Source organism: Kocuria sp. KSNUG (assembly GCF_049532735.1).
GTDB classification, from domain to species: Bacteria; Actinomycetota; Actinomycetes; order Actinomycetales; family Micrococcaceae; genus Kocuria; species Kocuria rhizophila.
The window spans coordinates 908,396-928,078 of sequence record NZ_CP150981.1; the positions used below are offsets into that span (position 1 = coordinate 908,396).

Genomic DNA, 19,683 nt, shown 5'->3' on the forward strand with positions numbered 1-19,683 from the left:
TGGCGCGGGTAATTCTTCTGCGCCCCCTGGCCTAGGATCGCGGCCAGGACGCGGTGCCCAGACCGGGAGGTTCCCGGGGCGCCAGAACAGCTTGAGCGCGGCCGGTCGGCGGAAGCCGCCATGTGCCCGGGACGGAGACCACATGAAGCACTACGACTCGTCGCGGCGGCCCGCCGAGTACCGGCACCCGCCCGTGAAGGTCCAGGACCGGCGGTCCGGGCTCGGGATGGACATGGTGGAGAACGTCTTCTTCGGCATCGTGATGGTGCTGGTCTTCGTGTTCGCGGTGGTGATCCTGCGCAGCGTGGACGACGGGTGGACGCTGCTGGGCTACAGCATCGTCTTCTGGGGGATCATGGCGTACCTGGCGCTTCCCCGGCTGCACCGCACGCTCACGGCCATCTACGTGCCCTCCTACTTCATCGGGCGCACCGTGACCCCGGACGGGCTGCTCGGAGATCCCGTGAACCTCGCGGTCAACGGTTCACGGGATCAGATCCACACGGCCATGCGGGCGGCCGGGTGGACGCTCGCGGATCCCATCACGATCGGGTCGAGCTGGGGGATCGTGAAGTCGTCCGTGACCCGCAAGAGCTATCCTGAGGCGCCGGTGAGCCCCCTGCTGCTGTTCGGGAAGGTCCAGGAGTTCGCGTACCAGCAGGAAGTGGACGGCAACGCCGCCCAGCGCCACCACATCCGCTTCTGGCCCTGCCCCGAGGGGTGGCCGTTGCCGGGTGGCCACCGCGTGCAGTGGCTCGCCGCCGGGACGTACGACCGTGCGGTGGGGCTCTCACTGTTCACCCTGCAGGTGACGCACAAGATCGACGCGGACATCGACGTGGAGCGCGACTACGTGGTGGACACCGTGCTGCACGCCGTGCCGGAGGCCGAGGTGGCGGTGATCGAGGACTTCTCCACCGGCTACCACAGCCGCAACGGCGGCGGGGACGCCGTCCGCACGGACGGCGACCTGCCCGTGCTGCTGCTCGAGGACGTGCCCGCCACGGTGGGGCCCACCACGCCAGTGCAGGCAGGGCGGGCCACCGACCGTGCGACCTCTGCGGAGGACGTGCTCCAGGACGTCGCCCGCAGGCCCTTCTCGATCGTTGCCGCCTGGGCGCTCACCGTGCTCTCCGCCCTGGCCCTCGTGCTGGATCTGGTGCTGCACCCCGGTGAGCTCACGAGCGACCTCCAACTGGACGGCGAGCCGCAGGGACTGGGCGTGGCCGTGGTGACGTTCATGGTGGTCCTCCTGGCGCTGATGCTGGGAGCCATCCTGTTCCTCGGGTGGCGCACTTTCCAGGGCAGCCAGCGCTCGCGGCTCATCATGATTGCGCTGGTCACCTTCTCCCAGATCTTCCAGATGATCGCGTTCTTCCAGGGCGGCCGTCCCACGGCGGGAGCCCTGCTGTCCGCGTCCGTGGACCTGCTCACCGTGTACGCGCTCACCAGTCTCTCCGCCCGGGCCTGGACCCGCGGTGGGGCCGAGCGCGCCCGAGCCGAGGCCGCCGGCTGAGTCCGGGAGCGCTGTCGACGCGGTCCACCACGCGTGTTCTGCACCACTCCTGCAGAACAATTCGGGCGTGGCCACTAATCCGACATGGGCTTTTACCGTTGCTTAGTTCTCCTGCATAAACAAAATGTTTGACGGAGGTCACAGGAAAACAATTGCCCCCGCATTTCCGTGATATCGTCACGTGTCCTTGTCGTGAGGGAGAAAGATACACGGAAAAGAAAGTGACGCACAAAACATCCGCCGCGGTGCTCGCCGTCATGACGGCGTGCACGTGGGCGGTTCCCGCAGCGGTCTCGCACGCCGTGCCCGCACCGCAGCTGACCGTGGGGGCCCACGAGCAGGGTGCCCTGGACAGCACGGCGGGCACCACGGTGACGTTCCGGGCGCCCGAGGGGTGGAGCACGAGCCCGTCCACGAGCCGCACCTCGGTGACGTTCACCCGGGCGGAGCAGGACCAGGAGCTGACGCTGTCGGTGGTGGACGGCAGCCAGAACTTCGACACCACCGCGGACCGCGTGCTGCGCCAGCAGGCGCTCGACGGCACCTCCGCCGCGTTCGACGGCGGAAGCGTGTCCGGGGGTGGCGGGTTCACCGGCAAGAGCTGCGTGGCCATCAAGACGGAGCAGAAGGCCACGGGCCCGTGCGCCGTGGTCCACAACGGTGCCACGGTGGTCCTGGTCACCGCCACGAGCACGAGCAAGGACGAGGCTCCGGACCTTCAGGGTCTGCTGGACAGCCTCGCCGCGAGCAAGGAGGGCGCGCAATGAGCACCGCGACCGCAACCCCCGCGGCCCCGGCCCGCCCCGCCGTGCGAGTCACAGCCGATCAGGACGGACCCGGGTACGGCCACGAGTTCTTCCGCCCGCGCTCGGCCGTGTGGTGGCTGTTCTGCGTGCTGGTGGCACTGGGCACCACCGGGGTGTCCCTGGCGGTGGCGAAGTCCTTCACCACCGCGAAGGACTCGCTGCTGGCGATCGCCCCGATCTTCGCGCTCACCCTGGTGCTGTTCGCCGTCATCGTGCTGTGGGCGGACCCGTACCGGGCGCGTCGGCCGTGGATCCTGCTGCTGGCCACCGTGTTCGGGGCCACCGTTCCCACGTGGCTCGGGGGTCACGCCAACGAGCACATCCTGGAGCTCGCGGCCAAGCTGCTCCCGTGGGGAGTGGGCGCGGACTGGGGGGCCGCGTTCGCGGGGCCCACGAGCGAGGAGTGGGGCAAGACCATCGGAGTGCTCGTGATCATGCTGGTGGCCTCCCGCACGCTGACCCGGCCCATGCACGGACTGCTGGTGGGGGCGTTCGTGGGTCTGGGGTTCCAGATCTTCGAGAATGTCTCCTATGCCGCGAACAATGCGCCCACGGATGCGAACAGTGATTTCTCGGGTGCTTTCAGTGTGACGCTGCTGCGCAGCACCATTGGCATTTCCTCCCACTGGCTGTACTCCGCGATCATTGGCGTGGGGGTGGCATATCTTCTGGGCCGCACCGTGAAGCACTGTTCCATGATGGTGCGCATCTCGGCATTCGCCGGGCTCTACGCCCTGGGGTGGGTGCTGCACTTCCTCTGGAACGCTCCTCCGGTGGCGGCGCTGCCGTGGCTGGGCATGCCGGTCAAGGTGGTGCTGGCGCTGGTGTGCTTCGTGCTGGTGGCGCGGATCGCGTGGCGTCAGGAGCGCGAGTACCTCGCGCGGGCGGAGCAGGAGCTGCGTGGGTCGCCTCTGGCCCGGGAGCTCCCGGCCGAGTACGGGCAGCCCGCGGTGACGAGCGCGGTGGGCACGCGCACGCAGCGGCGTCGTGGGCTCAAGGAGGCCCGCAAGGCCGGGGGGCGTCGCGCCGTGAAGCAGGCCCGGCGCACCCGCGCGGGCTACCTGGACGTGCTGCAGGCGTGGGGGCGCCGCGGCACCGGCGTGGACGAGCTGCCGGCGTCCGTCTGACGGGCAGTCGTCGGGCAACGCCGTGGGCCGGGCCCGGGGACCGTGCTGGTTCCCGGGCCCGGCTCACCGCACGTCGATGCCGAACACCCGCTTGACCGCGGTGACCACGTGGCGCCCGTAGCGCTGCGAGGACGGTGTGGAGGAGAACGGCAGGAACCGGCCGGGCACGTCCGGGTGGGTGATCTTGCCGTGCGTGGGCCCCGAGGTGGTGACCTCGAAGCCCGCCGCGCGCAGCCGTTCCAGCAGCTCCCGGCGGTTGGTGGGGTAGCGCGTGCCGCTGCCGCCGGGCTTGGCACCCGTGCGCTCCAGGGAGTCGGGGGTGTCGGCCCAGGTCTCGTCCGGTCGGCGCGCGATCGCCCAGCCGCTGCGGTAGATCCCCACCACGCGGTGCTCCGCGCGCGTGACCTGCACGCACAGCGGGCCGCGCACGTAGTAGTCGGTGCGGCCCAGGTCCGCGGTCCACGTGTCCTCGGGGTCCGCCACCACGGCCCGCAGGGCGTCCTCGCCCACGTCCCACACGCCGTGCACGTCCACCCCGTCCGCGGGGACGTCCAGCTCCCGCTCCTGCCCCGGTGCGGAGTCCACCGTGTAGAACGCGTTCTCCGGCGTGCCCGTCACCGGTGCCACCTCGGACCGCAGCCGCGCGACCATGGCCGCGAGCTGCGGGTCCACGGTCAGCTCGCGGGGTGCGTCTCCCACGGTGACCGCGGGCGCCGGGCGAGGTCCGGGTCCCGGCTTGGGCGTCCCGCCCGGTGCCACGTGCGCCGCAGCTCCGGGTGCCGCGGGGGACGACGCCGCCCGCGTGCCCCGTTCTGCCGCGTTCCGTGCCGCGGTGGTCTCCGTTCCCTCCTCGCCGGCGATCCCCGGGGCCGCAGGGGACGGGCGCCACGAGGTGTAGTCCACCGGACGCACGTCCCGCGCGGGATCGGTGCGGCCCCGCATCACGGCGGGGGAGGGGCGCTGGTTGCTCATGGCTGTGGTCCTCGGGGTGGGCGGCGAATGCCCTCACGGTGCCACGATCCTCGGGCCCGCGCCACACACGGTGGAGGGGCACCCCACCCGGCCGTGCGGCGTCGTCGTGCCCGGCAGGCGAGGCCCGCCGTACACTCGGGCGGGTGGAATGCGGATACTACGACCGGGGCGAGTGCCGGTCCTGCACGGTGATCGAGGTCCCGTACGCGCGGCAGCTGGCCCGCAAGCAGGAGCTGGTGCGGGAGCTCGTGGACGCGCACGGTGCGCCGCGGTGGCTGGAGCCGGTGGCCTCGGCGGAGCGGGGGTTCCGCAACAAGGCCAAGATGGTGGTGGCCGGTGAGGTGGGGGCGCCCACGCTCGGCATCCTGGACGGCGCGGCGGGCGTGGACCTCCGGGACTGCCCGCTGTACCCCGAACCCGTCACGCGCGCCCTGCACGCGCTCGCGGAGTTCATCGGGCGGGTGCGGCTGCTGCCCTACGACGTCGCGAAGCGCCGCGGGGAGATCAAGCACGTGATCGTCACAGGCAGCCCCGAGGGCCGGCTCATGGTGCGCTTCGTGCTGCGCAGCACCCGCCAGCTGCCCAAGGTCGCCGAGAACCTGGACCTGCTGCGCGAGCTGGTGCCCGCGGCGGAGGTGGTCTCCGTGAACATCCAGCCCGAGCACAAAGCGGTGATCGAGGGCCCCGAGGAGATCCTGCTGAGCGAGCAGCGCGAGCTGGTCATGGGCCTCAACGGGATCGACCTGCGCGTGCGGCCGCGCTCTTTCTTCCAGACCAACACGGCCGTGACCGAGCAGCTGTACCGGCAGGTGGCGCAGTGGGTGGACGCCGTGGGGCCCGCCAGCGTGTGGGACCTGTACTGCGGCGTCGGCGGCTTCGCGCTGCACGTGGCCGGGCCGGGGCGCGAGGTGGTGGGCACGGAGATCTCGGAGGAGGCCGTGGCCTCGGCTCGGGGCACCGCCCGGGCGATGGGACTGCCGCAGGACGGCCCGGGCTCCGTGCGCTTCCTGGCGGACGACGCCGCCGCGACCCCCGCGGACCTGCCCGGCACCCCGGAGCTCGCGATCGTCAACCCGCCGCGGCGCGGTCTGGACGCCTCCCTGTGCGCGTGGCTCGAGACCTCGTCCGTGGGTCACGCGGTGTACTCCTCGTGCAACGCCACGACCCTCGCGCGCGACCTCGCCCGCATGCCGTCCCTGCGCCCCGTGGAGGCTCGGCTGCTGGACATGTTCCCCCACACCGGGCACTACGAGGTGGCGGTGCTGCTGCGGCGCGGTTGAGGGGGCAGGCGGCGCCCGGCGCGGGACGACGCCGCCAGGCCCGGGGCAGCGCGCGTCCGCCCCGTCGATTCCGTCCCGCGGCCCCGAGACCTTCCGCCGGGAGGGCCCGGCCCGGACGATCCGGTCAGGCCGGCGCGCTCAGGACTGTGCGGCCACGAGCGCGCGGAGCCGGGTGACGGCGTCGTCCACCATGTCCGCGACGGGCTGGTCGATGTTGAGCACGTACCCGCCCTCCTCTTGGGCGAGCGGCTCCAGGGTCTCGATCTGGGACTCCAGCAGAGCGGCCGGCATGAAGTGTCCGCTACGACCCTCGATGCGCCGGGTCAGCACCTCCACGGTGCCGTCCAGGTGCAGGAACAGTGCGGAGGGCACCTGGGAGCGGATGCGCTCGCGGTAGACGCGCTTGAGCGCGGAGCACGCCACCACGAGGCCCTCGCGGCGCTCGCCGTGCTCGTGCAGGGTGCGGCCCACGATCTCGAGCCAGGGCCAGCGGTCGTCGTCGTCCAAGGGGGTGCCCGCGGCCATCTTCCGGACGTTCTCCAGGGGGTGCAGGCTGTCCCCGTCGATGAACTCGACCCCCAGCTCGTGGGCCACGAGCGTGCCGATGGTGGTCTTGCCGGAGCCCGAGACCCCCATGACCACCACGAGCGGTGGCAACGGTTCGCGCACCCGGCTCATGCCCCGGCCCCCGTGGTGGGCGCCGGGTGTGCTGCCGGGCCCTGCGGGGCGGAGTCCCGGGGCGCGGGGCCGGTGCGGACGTCGTCGTCGTTCACGGTGTTCCTCTCAGACGGAGCGTGACCACGAGGTCACCCGGTAACCCTGCCACGCCGGGGGGCCTTCGTGCGAGACGGGCGTGTCCGAAGGGGACGGGGCGACGACGCCGCCGGGCCGGCTGTGCACGACCCCCCGCTCCCCGACGGCCCACCGTCCTGGCCGCGCCGCGGGAGGTGCGGTGTCCCGGGCGGGGGCACTCCGGTGCCGGGGCGTGCACCACGGGCGCATACTTTCCCCGTGATCACTCTCGCGCTCGTGCTGCTGGTGGTGGGGTTCCTCTACGCCGTGGACCACGCCTGGCCCGGGTTCCGCGGGATCAGTGCGTGGTGGCTGCGCCGTGGTGAGCCGGTCAAGGACTGGGTGCGCCGGGCCCCGCTGACGTACCTGTACCTCACGCTGCTCACGTTCACCACGTGGCTTTTGGCCAACACCTCCGAGCCGCTGCGCAAGGCGTTCCTCGCGGAGCAGTCCACCAACCTGCACGAGCTCAGCACCAACCCGGTGACGGTGCTCGTGCGCAGTGCCATGTACGTGTCCCCCGTGGAGCTGCTCATCTGGTGGGTGGGGTTCAGCCTGGTGGTCGCACCCCTGGAGCACCGCTTCGGATGGCAGCGTACTCTTGCAGGGTTCGCACTGGGGCACGTGGGCGCCACCGTGGCCGTGGCCTACCTCCAGGTGTGGCTGTTCCGCACCGCGGAGCTGCCCGTGCCGTCCCCCGTGCTGATCGACGTGGGGGCGAGCTACGGGTTCTGCGCCCTCGCCGCGCTGGCCACCTACCGGGGAGCGCTGCTGCGCAGACTGCTGTGGGCCGGGGCGCTCGTGGCGCTGCTCGCCACGGGCCTGCTCCTGGACCTCGACTGGTCCTCGATCGGGCACACCGTGGCGGCGCTGCTGGGGTTCGCGTTCTGCCGGCTCGTGCGCCCGGAGGCCGCGGTCCACCACGAGGCGCGGGTCCGTGCCCGGCGGCTCTACCAGAGCGAGCACTGACCAGCCGGCGCGGCAGGGTCCGTCCCGCTCTGGACCCCATTTGTTACCGGCGAGTTTTGTGACCTGTCCCACCCTGCCCTAGCATGCAGACACTGTTCAGGGGTCGCGTGCCGCCGGTGGCGGGCCCCCACCCCGAGGGTGACTGCGAGGGAATGACGTCATGAGAACCAAGCCCTGGATGAGGGTCAGTTCCGCGCTGCTGGCGGTGGCGTGGGGAGGCAACGAGTTCACGCCCCTGCTGGTCATGTACCGCACGGTTGAGGGCTACGAGCAGGTGGCCGTTGACATGCTCCTTGCGGCATATGTGTTGGGCATCGTGCCCGCACTGCTGATCGGTGGGCCGCTCTCGGACCGGCACGGGCGCCGCACGCTCATGATCCCGGCCCCGGTGCTGGCCATGGTGGGCAGCATCCTGCTGGCCGTGGGTGCCGAGAGTCTGCTCCTGCTGTTCGTGGGCCGGGTGTTCTCCGGGCTGGCCCTCGGGCTCGGCATGGCCGTGGGCACCTCCTGGATCAAGGAGCTCTCCGAGAAACCGTACGAGGAGCACCCCGAGCGCGTCTCGGGAGCGCGTCGCGCCTCCCTGTCCCTGACCGCCGGGTTCGCCCTCGGTGCCGCGGTGGCCGCGGCCCTCGCGCAGTTCGCGCCCCTGCAGACCGTGCTGCCCTACATGATCAACCTGGCGATCTGTCTGCCCGCCGTGTTCCTGGTGGCCGGCGCTCCCGAGACCCGGCGCGCCACGCCCCCACACGGGCCGCTGCTGGCGGACCTGAAGATCCCGGCCACCCGGCAGCACCGCTTCTGGTTCGTGGTGGCGCCCTCCGCCCCGTGGGTCTTCGGCTGCGCGGCCTCCGCCTACGCAATCCTGCCCGCTCTGATGGCGGACGTGGTGGGTCCGGAGTACGGGATCGCGTTCTCCGGGCTGATGTGCCTGGTGGGTCTGGGCTTCGGGTTCTTCATCCAGCCGCTGGGCAAGCGCCTGGACCGGGACGGTTCCATCCGCTCGCTCGCCGTGGGCATGTGCGCGGTGATCCTGGGGATGCTCGCGGCGGTGCTGGCCTCGGCCACCCTGAACCTGGTGCTGGTCCTGATGGCCTCCGCGGTGCTGGGCTGCGGCTACGGGCTCGTGCTGGTCTCCGGCCTGCAGGAGGTCCAGCGGATCGCCCGCCCGGACGACCTCGCCGGGCTCACCGCCGTGTTCTACTCGCTGACCTACATCGGGTTCTTCGTACCCATGGTGCTCGCACTGATCTCCGAGTTCACCACCTACCCGTGGCTGTTCGCCTCCGGCGCCGTGATCGCCACGCTGTGCCTGGGCATCATGGCCTACGGCCGCCGCCACGAGGTACGGGACCTGGACGCGGTGGAGGCGGGCGCCGCCGGGCGCTGAGGCGGCGGGCGGCGTCGTACGCCGACACTGTGCCCGCCGGTTCCTGTGGCGTCAGGTGGTCAGCAGGGTGATCGTTCCGCGGACCAGCACGACGACGCCGCCCACGGTCGCGAGCATCATGGCCAGTTTCTGCGCGGTGGCCTTGGACATGTGGCGGGCCAGCCACGTCCCGATCGCGATGCCGGCCAGGACGGTGAGCACAAGGGCCACCACCGCCACGAACGCGGGAACGGGAAGGGTGAAGTGCACGCCCGCCACCAGTTTGGTGACGGCCGAGAGTGCCCCCATGGACATGAACACCGGCTGCATGGTGGCCGCGAAGCGCACCTGGTCCCAGCGGGTCACCCGCGAGTAGATGACCATGGCCGGCGCCGCGACACCCGCGGTCGCGTTGAAGAACCCGCCGATCACACCGGCGGGCACCACCGTGGCGCGACGGGTGCCGTGGGGAGTGGCGGGGGAGAAGCGGGTGATGGCCAGCCCCGCGAGCACCACCGAGCCCACGGCCACCTGCAGCCACGCGCTGGGCACGTAGCGCACCACCACGGCCCCCGCCACGATGCCCGGAACCGAGGCGGCCACCAGGACAGCGGCGTGGCGCCACTCCACGAGCCGCCGCACGGACAGGGTGATGAGGAATCCGGAGCACGTGGTGGCCGCATTGGTGGCCAGCACACCGGCCCCCGGACCCATGAGCAGGGACAGCACGGGCGCCACCACGAGGCCCACCCCGGTCCCCGAGACCCGTTGCAGGACCGTGCCCACCAGGACGGCGGCCAGGGCGGCCAGCAGGATGCTCATGTGCTGCTCCTCGGGTGCGTGGCGCGGGGGCGGTCGGCGGGGCATGGCGCGGGGTCCGTCGTGCGGTGCACGGCAACCCCGTGAACGGGGTCCATGCTCTCAGACGGGGCGCTCAGCGGCGGCCGTGCGCACCGGGGTGGCGCCGCGGCGTCGTCGTGACCGGTGGCGGGCCCGGCCCTGGCGGCTGCGCGCGCCGGCGTGGCGGACAGAGGCCCAGGGTGCGGTGATGGTGTGCGGCGTCACCTCAACGCCTACCCTGGCCCCATGGTGGAACAGAGCAGGTGGATGGCCCAGGTGGCGCAGAACCCGGGGCACTCGCAGTGGTACATCGACCGGTTCCGCACCATGGCGCGCCGCGGCGAGGACATCGTGGGGGAGGCGCGCCTCGTGGACGCCATGGTCCCCCGCGGGGCGAGGATCCTGGACGCCGGTTGCGGAGCGGGACGGATCGCAGGCCACCTCCACGGGGCGGGGCACGCGGTCACCGCCGTGGATGTGGACCCCGAGCTGATCCGCGCGGCCCGCAAGGACCACCCCGGGCCGGACTACCGTGTGGCGGACCTCGCTCTGCTGAGCCAGCTGGACCTGGGGGAACCCTTCGACCTCGTCGTGTGCGCGGGCAACGTGATGACGTTCCTGGCCGAGAGCACGCGCCAGGACGTGCTGCGCGGTTTCGCCGCACACCTGACTGCCGAGGGGCGCGCGGTCGTCGGCTTCGGCGCCGGACGCGGCTATCCCACCGAGGACTTCCTGACCGACGCCGCCGCGGCGGGCCTGGCACCCCAGCTCACCCTGGCGGGGTGGGACCTGCGGCCGTGGAGGGAGGACAGCGACTTCATGGTGATCGTTCTGGGGAAGGCTCCCGGGGAGACCCCGTACGCTTGACCCGCACACGTGTGTTGGGTGAACGGGAAGAGGTACACGCATGTCCGCTGGACTTGCCGCACTGCTGGACGACGTCGCGGCGCTCGCCAAGATGGCGGCCGCGAACATCGACGACATCGCCGGGGCCGCCGGGCGGGCCAGCGCGAAGGCCGCGGGCGTCGTCGTGGACGACACCGCCGTGACCCCCCGCTACGTGGAGGGCCTCAGCCCCAGCCGCGAGCTGCCGATCATCAAGAAGATCACAATAGGCTCCCTGCGCAACAAGCTGCTCATCATCCTGCCGATCGCCCTGATCCTCAGCGAGTTCGCGCCGTTGCTGCTCACGCCCCTGCTCATGATCGGGGGGACCTACCTGTGCTTCGAGGGTGCGGAGGCCATCGGTGAGCACCTGTTCGCCAAGGAGCACGTGGAGAAGAAGCCGGCGGCGGAGCAGGGTCCGGAGGCGGAGAAGAAGATCACCGCGGGCGCCATCCGCACGGACCTCATCCTGAGCGCGGAGATCATGGTGATCTCCCTCAACGAGGTGGCCAACGAGCCCCTGCTGGCCCGCACACTCATCCTGATCGCGGTGGCCATCTTCATCACGTTCCTGGTCTACGGGGTCGTGGCCCTGATCGTGAAGATGGACGACATCGGCCTGGCCATGGCCAAGCGGGACTCGGAGAAGTCCCAGCGCTTCGGCGAGTTCCTGGTGCGTGCCATGCCCTCGGTCCTCAACGTCATTTCCATCGTGGGCATGTTCGCCATGCTGTGGGTCGGCGGGCACATCCTCCTCGTGGGCACCGCCGAGCTGGGGTTCACCGCCCCGGAGGAGCTCGTCCACCACCTGAGCGAGGCCGTGCACCACGTGGCCGTCGTGGGTCCCGTGCTCGCGTGGCTCGTGGAGACGGTGTGCGCACTGGTCCTCGGCGTCATCTGGGGCGCGATCATCGTGGGCATCGTCCACGTCCTGCCGTTCGGCAAGAAGCACGACGACGACGCCGCCCCGGCCGCGGAGGCAGAGGCCGCGGAGTCCCACCAGGACGGGATGAGCGGGGTCGAGATGGATGCGGCGCGTTCCGAGGCGACTCCCGAGGGTGGCGCGGGGCACGCAGGCTCCACCGCCGCGCAGTCCCCGCGCGACTGAGCGGACGGGCGGCCGGCAGCCTCCCTGGGGAGGCCGGCGGTGGGCCCCACGGGTGCGGTCGGGGACGGCGTCGTCGCACCTCAGGGGGCGGTCGTGCCCGGCTGGGACACCCGGGGATGGCATGATCGACCACTGGACGGACCTGCGCCCCGGCACGCCCGGCCACCGCCCCGTCCGGGCCTGAGCTGACCGGGCGGGGCCACAACTGCACATTCCCCCCAGAGAGCATCCCCCCCATGCCTTTCCCCCGTTCTTCCGTCATGCCCGCTGCAGCCCTGTGTGCGGCAACCCTGACCCTGCTGGCCGGCTCTGCCGCCGCAGCAGCCCCACCCGAGAAGCAGCAGGCAGCCGTGCAGGCACCCCGCGCGGCCCCTCCCACCACGGCGTTCCACCAGAGCTTCACCGCGGCCGGGCTGACCTCCACCTACCACGTCTACGCGGACGGCCTGGACCCCTCCAAGGCCGTGGGAGCGGTCTTCTACCTGGGCGGCGACTACGACAAGCCCGGCGAGTCCTGGGTCCACGACCCCGGGGGCGCGCACATGCGGGCCCTGGCCGCGGAGGCCCGGAAGAAGAACATGGTGCTGGTGGTCCCGATCTCCCCGGACCGCCAGGCCCAGGGCAACGGCATCACGTGGTGGGAGGACGCAGACGCCAACGGCGACTGGTTCCGGGCCCTGCAGAGCTCCCTCACGGCCCGGTACGGGCTGGACGCCTCCCGGGTGTGGCTCACCGGCTACTCGGGCGGTGCCGAGTTCATCACCTACGAGCTGCTCGCGGACCGGCAGAGCTGGATCAAGGGCGGTGGCGCCACGATCATCGGCGGCGGCGGCTCGTACGGGATGCAGACCGACCCAGGGGCAGCGGTGCGCTCCCTGCCCCTGACGTGGCACGTGGGGTCCGAGGACGTGGCGGGCAGCACCAACCCGCCCACGTGGTCGGCCCGCAACGCAGCCACCAAGGGACAGAAGCGCTATGTGAAGGACGGGTTCACCCGCACCTCCCTGTCCACCCTGCCGGGGGTCGACCACGAGGAGTACGACATCGTGGGGCTGCTGCGCCACGACCTCGCGGCACTGCCCCCGGCCCCACCCGCACAGACCTCGTCCTGGTTGAAGGGCGCCATCAAGACCGACTACCTGGCCACCGGCGGGGCGGCGCGCTACGGGCAGCCCACCTCCCCCGAGAAGCCCACCGGCCACCGGGGCGGGGTCTACCAGGGCTTCACGGCCAACTGCACCTACTACTGGAGCTCGCAGACCGGGGCGCACCCCGTGAAGTGGGGGACCGGCATCGGCAACGCGTACCGGGCCGCCGGGCTGGAACGCGCGTGGGGCTACCCCGTGATGGCGGAGCGGGCCCTGCCCGGTGGGGCGTACCAGGACTTCCACCAGGGAAGCGCCCGGTTCCGTGCCATGTACTCACCCCGCGGAGGAACGCACGTGGTCAAGCTCAGCGGGGGCATCGGCTCGGCGTGGTCCACGGCGGGACACGAGCACGGCTGGGGCTATCCCGTCACGGACGAGTACGCGGTGTCAGGGGGCATGGCGCAGAAGTTCTCCAACGGGTACACCGCCACGTGGCACCGCGCCACGGGGAAGGTGACGGTCGCGCGGGGCTGAGCACGGCGGCGTCGTGCCCCGCTGTGCTCACCGCTGCCGCGCGCTCAGGGACGGTCCGGCTCCGCGGCCGCGGCCCGGCTCGCGGGCATGAGGAACTTCCACGGGCTCTGCTCGAGGGACAGCGGCATGGGCACCTCGATCACCGTGGGGCGCCGGGCCGCGATCGCCTCCCGCATGGCCGTGCGCAGCTCCTCCGGGGACGTGGCGCGCAGACCCAGGGCGCCGAAGGACTCCGCGAGGGCCACGAAGTCCGGGTTGGCCAGCTCGGTGGCGGAGCCGTGGCCGTAGATCCGCACCTGGTCCGCCTGGACGTTGCCGAAGGCCTTGTTGTCGAACACCACCGTGATGAGGTTCAGCCCGTGCTGCACGGCGGTGGCGAGCTCCTGAACGCCGTAGAGGAAACCGCCGTCCCCGGTCACGGAGACCACCACGCTGTCCCGGTGCGCGGCCTGGACCCCCAGCGCCGTCTGGAAGCCGTAGCCCAGGTTGCCCTGGTAGCCGCTGTTGATGAAGTGGCGGGGCTCGTAGACCTCCAGGGCGAAGATGGACGCGAAGCCGATCTGCGAGACCTCTTCCACGAAGTAGCCGTCCCGGGGGAGCGTCTCGCGGATGGCGGCCAGATAGTCGCTGTGGGGCTGCAGCTGTGCGATCTCGGCCCGGACGCCCTCCTTGACCCTCTCGAACTCGGCGGTGCGGGATGCCCGTCCGGGCATGTCCCTGAGAGCTTCGAGCAGCTGGGCGGTGACCGCCCGTGCGTCCCCGGTGAGCGGGACGTCCGGCGTGAGCCGCTCCTGCTGGGCCGGGTCGATGTCCACGTTGACGGTGCGCAGCCCCTCGGGGGTGTCCGGCCAGCGGAACCACACGAGCTCCTGCCGGGTGCCGATGCCGAGCAGCACGTCCGTGTCCGCCCAGCGCTCGAAGCCCTGGGCGCTCGTGAACCCCAGCGGGTGCTCGTCGGAAACGATCCCCCGACCACCCCGCAGGGAGACCACGGGGGCCTGCAGCTTCTCGGCCAGGGCCAGGATCTCCGTACCCGCGTGCCGGGCGCCGCTGCCCACCATGATCATGGGGTTGCGGGCGGAGCGCAGCAGCTCTGCGGCGCGGGCCACCTCGCCCGCGTCCGCCGCCGGAGCGGACACAGGGGGCGCCACCACGCTCTCCATGCCCGCCTTCTGCGTGAGCACGTCCCACGGGATGGCGACGACGCTCGGTCCGGGCCGCCCGCCGGTCGCCTGTGCGAACGCCTCGGCCACCGCCGCGGGCACCTCGGCGGGGTCGGTCACGGTGCTCGCGGACGTGGTGAACGAGGCGACCGTGGCCTGCTGGTCCGGCATCTCGTGCAGGTGGCCCATCCCCCTGCCGATGAACTCGGTGGGGATCTCGCTCGTGAGGCACACGGTGGGTGTGCTCGTCGCGAGCGAGGTCAGCATGCCCGCGCCGGCATTGAGCACGCCCGGTCCGGGTACCACGCTGAACACGCCCGGGCGCCCGGTGGACTGGGCGTAGCCCAGCGCCATGTAGGCGCTCGCCTGTTCGTGGCGCGTGGCGATGACCTCGATGCCCGGTTCCTCGCGCAGGGCCTCGAACAGCTCGTAGGTCTGCACACCGGGGATGCCGAACACGGTGTCCACGCCGTGCTCCCGCAACCCCGCCACCGCGGCTCGACCGGCGGTCGTCTCGCGGGACTCGTCGGAATCGTGGGCGGCGGCGTCGTCGTGCGTGCTCATGGGTTCGCTCCTACTCGCCGAGGTCCGCGTGCTCCGCGCCGGTGTGCTCGGAGCGACGGGTCACGAACACGCCCGTCAGCGCGATCAGCGCGGTGGCGGTGACCGTGAGCAGCAGCTGGTTGCGGCTGGCGGGGTCGAACATGGTGACCACCACGATCAGCACGAGCATGGCCACCGTGAGGTAGGACAGGAACGGGAAGAGCGGCATGGTGTACGTGGTGGCACGCACCCCGGGGTTCTCCCGCTCGCGGCGGTGGCGCAGGGTGATCTGCGAGGCGGCCACGGAGATCCAGATGATGATGATCGTGGAGCCCACGATCGCCAGCAGCGTGTCCAGCACCTTGCCCGGGAACAGCGCCTCCAGGATGCTCGCCACGAACCCGAAGGACACGGTGAGCAACACGGCGCGGCGCGGCACGCTGTTGTGCGCGGTGCGCTTGATCGCGGCCGGGGCGTAGTTGCGCTGGGCCAGGGAGTGCATCATGCGTGACGCGGCATAAATGTTGGCGTTGAGCGCACTGAGCAGGGCGAACACGGCGATCAGTGCCATGATGCTGCCCGCTGCCGGCAGCCCGGCGACGTTGAGCACCGCGGCGAAGGGGCCCTCGGGCGGATCCGCCTGGGAGGGCGGCAGGATCGCGACGATGATGAACACCGAGCCGATGTAGAACAGCACGATGCGCCACGCCACGGTGCGGATGGCCGTGGCCACGCTCTTCTGCGGGTCCGCGGTCTCACCCGCGGCGATCGCCACGATCTCGGTGCCGCCGAAGGAGAAGATCACGATCAGCAGGCCCGCACCCACGCCGGCGATCCCGGTGGGGGCGAAGTCCTGGAAGTTGGACAGGCCGCCGTCGTGCCCGGGGATCACACCGAAGATCAGCAGGAAGCCGACCACCAGGAACGCCAGGATCACGCCCACCTTGAGGAACGCGAACCAGAACTCGAACTCGCCGTACTTGCTCACGGCGAACATGTTGATCACGGTGAAGATCGCCATGAAGATCAGGCTCAGCACCCATGTGGGTGGCACGCCTATCCCTGCCACGGAGTCCCCCAGGATGCCCGTGAGGATCGTGGCGGCGCCGTTGGCCTCGGCGGCGGTCACGACCGCGAGCTGCACCCAGTACAGCCACCCCACGGTGTACCCGGCCACGGGGCCGAAGGCGTTCTGTGCGTGGGTGGAGAAGGCGCCGCTCGTGGGGTTCGCGGCGGAGAGCTCACCGATCATCCACATGATCAGCACCACGAGGGCGCCGGCCACCACGTAGGAGACGAGGATGGCAGGCCCTGCCACGGCCACGCCCTTGCCGCTGCCCAGGAACAGGCCCGCGCCGATCGCGCCGCCCAGTCCCATCATGGTCAGCTGGCGGGGCTTGAGGCCGCGGACGGTCTTGGTGGAGGCGTCCGGGGCGGGCCCGGGACTCTGCGGGGTGGTGGTGCTCATGGGGTTCAGCCCTCGTTCCGGGAGGTCGCGGTGCCGTCGAGATGGGCGCGGACTTCCTCTGCCGCCACCAGGAAGGCCTGGTTGCCGGCGGGGGAGCCGATGCTCACGCGGATGCCCTCGTCTCCGAAGGCGCGCACGATCACGCCGTGCCGGGTGAAAATCTCCTCCGCGGCCGCGGTGTGCTCACCGGTGCGCAGCCACACGAAGTTCGCCTGCGACTCGACGACGTCCCAGCCCTGCTCCGTGAGCTGCTGGTGCACGTGGTCGCGCTGCTCCACGAGGGCGGTGATGCGCTCCTCGACCTCGGACTCGGCGGCGAGGCTGGCCAGGGCCGCCTGCTGCGCCAGGTTGGTGACTCCGAAGGGGATGGCCACCGCCCGCAGTGCGGCGCTGATGTAGTCCGGGGAGATCGCGTAGCCGATGCGCAGACCGGCCAGCCCGTACGCCTTGGAGAACGTGTGGAGGACCACCACGTTCGGGTAGGCGCGGAAGAAGTCGATGCCGCGGGCGGCGTCCGGGTCCACGTTGAAGTGCACGTAGGCCTCGTCCACCACCACGAGCACGTGCTCGGGGACCTGCTTCATGAACTCGTGGAGCTCGTCAGCGGTCACGGAGGTTCCGGTGGGGTTGTTGGGCGTGCAGACCAGGATCACCTTGGTGCGCTCGGTGACGGCCGCGGCCATGGCCGGGAGGTCGTGGCGCTCGTTCTCGTCCAGCGGCACGTGCACGGCCTTGGCGCCCGCGAGCCCCGTGAGGATCGGGTACGCCTCGAAGGAGCGCCACGCGAAGACGACCTCGTCGCCCTCCTCGCACACGGCGCGGATGATCTGGGAGGCGACCTCCACGGAACCGCTGCCGAAGCTCACGGAGGACGGCTCCACACCCCAGTGGCTCGCCACGGCTTCCGTGACCGCCTGGCAGGTCATGTCCGGGTAGAGGTTCATCTCCGGGGACATCTGGTTGACCGCGTCCAGGACGGAGGGCAGGGGCGGGTACGGGTTCTCGTTCGAGGACAGCTTGTACGTGATGACGTCGGACGAGGCCGCGGACTTCCCCGGCTTGTAGGGAGGAAGCGACTGCAGGGCGGAACGCAGGGACACGGCGGATCGGGCCGCGTCTTCGGAAGCATGATGGGACACGAAGGACTCCTTGCGGGATCTGTGGTGGCAGTCACGGTGACATAGCCCATGGGGGCGCACAACCGGGGCAGTCCGGAGTGAGCACAATGTGCAGTTCTCAGCGTGTGTGCCGGTGATCACTGCACAATATGTCATGTGCAACGCGTTCGCGCTGGCACTCAGTCGGCACTCAGGCAGGGGAATCGGATATGAAGATCGACGAGCTCGACGTCCGGATCGTGCAGCTGTTCAGCGAGGACTCCGGGATCGGGGTGCTCGCGGCGTCGCGCGCGCTGGGAGTGGCCCGCCCCACCGTGCAGTCCCGCCTGGACAAGCTCAAGGCCGCGGGCGTGATCCAGGACGTGGCACCCACTCTGAACCCGGCGCGGTTCGGCTACCCCGTGATGGCGATCGTCTCCATCGAGATCAGCCAGGGGGTGGGCCACGTTCCCGTGGGGGAGGCGCTGCGCGAGATCCCCGAGGTGATCGAGATGTACACGGTCTCGGGGGACCACGACGTGATGGTCCGCGTGGTGGCCCGCTCCAACGACGACCTGCAACGGGTCATCGACTCGATCGCCCGGACCGGAGCCGTGAACCGGACCCGCAGCGTGGTGGTGCTGCAGACCCACTTCCAGAACCGGGTGCTGCCGCTGTTCGCGCAGGTGGGCGGTGCCGGGGCATGAGAAAGACCCCGTCCGACCTCTCGGTCGAACGGGGTCTCCTGCGGTGCGCGAGGGGGGAGTTGAACCCCCACGCCCTCTCGGGCACACGGACCTGAACCGTGCGCGTCTGCCTATTCCGCCACTCGCGCTCGTTGTCCCACTCGGCGTACGCCCGTGAGCAACGTCGAAAAGCCTACCCCACCCTGCCCGGGTTGGCGAATCGTGGCCCCGGGAGGCGGGGTGCGCCACGGACCAGCGCGTCGTGGAGTGCTCGAAGACGGGGCCGACGCCGCCCGCGACCCGCGCCGCGGCGTCGCGCTCCCTCACATGCTGACCGTGAGTCCCGTCCACGCGATGGCGGCGCAGAGCAGCCCCGCGACGGCATAGAGGGTGACGGGCACCAGCAGCAGGATCTCCCGTCCGGATCCGGCGTTGCCCAGCAGGGGGAGGCGCACGAACGAGCGCCGGCGGTAGAGGGAGGGGGGCAGCGGAAGGGGGAGGCGCAGCGGCCACAACAGGTGGATGCCCTGGGTGGTCAGCAGGTCGCCGGCCATGTGCACGGCGCACCCGAGCCCCACGGCCACCACGAACCAGTGCGGATGCTCCGGGGGGTGCGCGGCCACGAACGCCCCGAGCAGGATGCCCACCACCCAGTTGGCGTGGGAGAGCCGGTCCGGGACGAAGGCCAGCACCTTGACCGCACAGGCGATCAGCAGCACGGACAGCACTGCGGCCAGCGGCCACACCTGCCCGGGCAACGACGCCGCCGCGTCACCGACCGCGCCCGACCCCACAGAACCCGGCCCCAGCCCGCCGGACACCGCGGCACCGGTGGCCGCACCGCCTGCCGTGTCCGCCGCGGACTCCGTGCCGTTCCACCGCAGGGCATCGCCCACCGGGACGGAGGCGCGCTGGGAGAGCTCGGCGAGCACCATGATCGCGAGCAGCCCCAGGAGGGAGTGCGTGCCGCGGCGGTGCCCGCCGGCGAGTCTGCTCAGGCCCCGTGCCAGCCAGCGCGAGACCGGGGGCAGGGACCGGGCAACGGTCCCGCCCGGGTGGTCGAGGTCCGGCAGCAGGGCGGCCCCCGCGCAGATCAGCGCGCCGGTGACCACCCCGGGATCGCCCACGGGCATGAGGCCGAGGCCCACGGGGAAGGAGACGTCCGCGAGATCCACGGTGTAGGTGCCGGTCAGTGCCACCCACGCGGCGGCACCGCACGCGGCGTGGCTGGGGCCCATCACGGGGCGGTCCTGGGCATGGGGGCGGTCCTTTCCAGACCTCGGGGAAGAGGAGAAACCCCAGGTTAGGAACGGTTTCCGACCCGCATAAGCGCCGTCGACACTGCGCCCTGGGCGAGTCTGCGTGGGGCGACGCCGCTCGCGGACAGAGCGCGCCCGGTGTCCCCGCGGGGCGGGCCGGTCTCCCCGCGGGGCGGGCCGGCGT

17 protein-coding genes and 1 tRNA gene are annotated in these 19,683 nt (G+C 71.4%); 10 read left to right on the forward strand and 8 right to left on the reverse strand.

Translation table 11 applies throughout. The features are described 5' to 3' along the window. Positions 1-142 precede the first annotated feature (142 nt). The 3 genes from AABM36_RS03940 (at position 143) to AABM36_RS03950 (ending at position 3,449) form a co-directional block, all read left to right on the forward strand. Positions 143-1,516: an LssY C-terminal domain-containing protein gene (locus tag AABM36_RS03940; protein WP_070636606.1), complete on the forward strand. Its 1,374-nt coding sequence runs from the start codon at positions 143-145 to the stop codon at positions 1,514-1,516. A 221-nt stretch (positions 1,517-1,737) separates the two neighbouring features. Further along, a complete protein-coding gene (locus AABM36_RS03945; protein ID WP_059281793.1) occupies positions 1,738-2,283 on the forward strand; it encodes a hypothetical protein in 546 nt (181 codons plus the stop codon). Beyond that, positions 2,280-3,449, forward strand: coding sequence for a PrsW family intramembrane metalloprotease (locus tag AABM36_RS03950; protein ID WP_070636607.1), 1,170 nt, complete (start codon positions 2,280-2,282; stop codon positions 3,447-3,449). The genes AABM36_RS03945 and AABM36_RS03950 overlap by 4 nt, the downstream gene beginning before the upstream one ends. Positions 3,450-3,512: 63 nt before the next feature. On the opposite strand, the gene AABM36_RS03955 is transcribed toward AABM36_RS03950, so the two are convergent. Then, complete coding sequence (locus AABM36_RS03955; protein ID WP_019311057.1) at positions 3,513-4,421, reverse strand: hypothetical protein; 909 nt, start codon at positions 4,419-4,421, stop codon at positions 3,513-3,515. A gap of 143 nt (positions 4,422-4,564) precedes the next feature. Here AABM36_RS03955 and rlmC point away from each other — a divergent pair, with 143 nt between their 5' ends. Then, positions 4,565-5,701, forward strand: a complete 1,137-nt coding sequence (rlmC, locus tag AABM36_RS03960) for a 23S rRNA (uracil(747)-C(5))-methyltransferase RlmC (protein WP_070636608.1) — start codon at positions 4,565-4,567, stop codon at positions 5,699-5,701. A gap of 138 nt (positions 5,702-5,839) precedes the next feature. Here the strand turns inward: rlmC and AABM36_RS03965 are convergent, their stop codons facing one another. Next, positions 5,840-6,379 carry a gluconokinase gene (locus tag AABM36_RS03965; protein ID WP_070636609.1) on the reverse strand — a complete coding sequence of 180 codons (540 nt, stop codon included), beginning with the start codon at positions 6,377-6,379 and terminating at the stop codon, positions 5,840-5,842. Positions 6,380-6,712: 333 nt separating this feature from the next. On the opposite strand from AABM36_RS03965, the gene AABM36_RS03970 reads away from it, so the two are divergent. Together AABM36_RS03970 and AABM36_RS03975 are read left to right on the forward strand one after the other, a co-directional pair. Further along, a complete protein-coding gene (locus AABM36_RS03970) occupies positions 6,713-7,462 on the forward strand; it encodes a rhomboid-like protein (protein ID WP_047978773.1) in 750 nt (249 codons plus the stop codon). 160 nt (positions 7,463-7,622) lie between these two features. Then, a complete protein-coding gene (locus AABM36_RS03975; RefSeq protein ID WP_423447429.1) occupies positions 7,623-8,849 on the forward strand; it encodes an MFS transporter in 1,227 nt (408 codons plus the stop codon). Between the two features lie 51 nt (positions 8,850-8,900). Here AABM36_RS03975 and AABM36_RS03980 read toward each other — a convergent pair whose 3' ends face one another. Continuing rightward, a complete protein-coding gene (locus AABM36_RS03980) occupies positions 8,901-9,650 on the reverse strand; it encodes a TSUP family transporter (RefSeq protein WP_423447430.1) in 750 nt (249 codons plus the stop codon). A 264-nt stretch (positions 9,651-9,914) separates the two neighbouring features. On the opposite strand from AABM36_RS03980, the gene AABM36_RS03985 reads away from it, so the two are divergent. The 3 genes from AABM36_RS03985 (at position 9,915) to AABM36_RS03995 (ending at position 13,283) form a co-directional block, all read left to right on the forward strand. After that, positions 9,915-10,535, forward strand: coding sequence for a class I SAM-dependent methyltransferase (locus tag AABM36_RS03985; protein WP_423447431.1), 621 nt, complete (start codon positions 9,915-9,917; stop codon positions 10,533-10,535). 40 nt (positions 10,536-10,575) lie between these two features. Next, the gene (locus AABM36_RS03990) at positions 10,576-11,661 is read left to right on the forward strand and encodes a DUF808 domain-containing protein (RefSeq protein ID WP_423447434.1); all 1,086 of its coding nucleotides are present in this window, start codon (positions 10,576-10,578) and stop codon (positions 11,659-11,661) included. Between the two features lie 236 nt (positions 11,662-11,897). Further along, positions 11,898-13,283, forward strand: a complete 1,386-nt coding sequence (locus tag AABM36_RS03995) for a hypothetical protein (RefSeq protein ID WP_423447436.1) — start codon at positions 11,898-11,900, stop codon at positions 13,281-13,283. Between the two features lie 44 nt (positions 13,284-13,327). Here the strand turns inward: AABM36_RS03995 and AABM36_RS04000 are convergent, their stop codons facing one another. Genes AABM36_RS04000 through hisC form a run of 3 tightly spaced genes read right to left on the reverse strand, consistent with a single transcriptional unit; the run spans position 13,328 to position 17,596 of the window. Continuing rightward, complete coding sequence (locus AABM36_RS04000) at positions 13,328-15,010, reverse strand: thiamine pyrophosphate-dependent enzyme (RefSeq protein ID WP_423447438.1); 1,683 nt, start codon at positions 15,008-15,010, stop codon at positions 13,328-13,330. A gap of 10 nt (positions 15,011-15,020) precedes the next feature. Beyond that, positions 15,021-16,457 (reverse strand): amino acid permease, encoded by a 1,437-nt coding sequence (locus AABM36_RS04005; protein WP_406018920.1) that lies wholly within the window; start codon positions 16,455-16,457, stop codon positions 15,021-15,023. Between the two features lie 5 nt (positions 16,458-16,462). Continuing rightward, positions 16,463-17,596 (reverse strand): histidinol-phosphate transaminase, encoded by a 1,134-nt coding sequence (gene hisC, locus AABM36_RS04010; protein WP_423447440.1) that lies wholly within the window; start codon positions 17,594-17,596, stop codon positions 16,463-16,465. Between the two features lie 188 nt (positions 17,597-17,784). Here hisC and AABM36_RS04015 point away from each other — a divergent pair, with 188 nt between their 5' ends. Further along, positions 17,785-18,261, forward strand: coding sequence for an Lrp/AsnC family transcriptional regulator (locus AABM36_RS04015; RefSeq protein ID WP_423447442.1), 477 nt, complete (start codon positions 17,785-17,787; stop codon positions 18,259-18,261). 44 nt (positions 18,262-18,305) lie between these two features. Here AABM36_RS04015 and AABM36_RS04020 read toward each other — a convergent pair. Beyond that, positions 18,306-18,389 (reverse strand) — tRNA-Leu (locus AABM36_RS04020). Positions 18,390-18,563: 174 nt separating this feature from the next. Beyond that, positions 18,564-19,478 (reverse strand): metal-dependent hydrolase, encoded by a 915-nt coding sequence (locus AABM36_RS04025; RefSeq protein ID WP_423447906.1) that lies wholly within the window; start codon positions 19,476-19,478, stop codon positions 18,564-18,566. Positions 19,479-19,683: the final 205 nt, after the last annotated feature.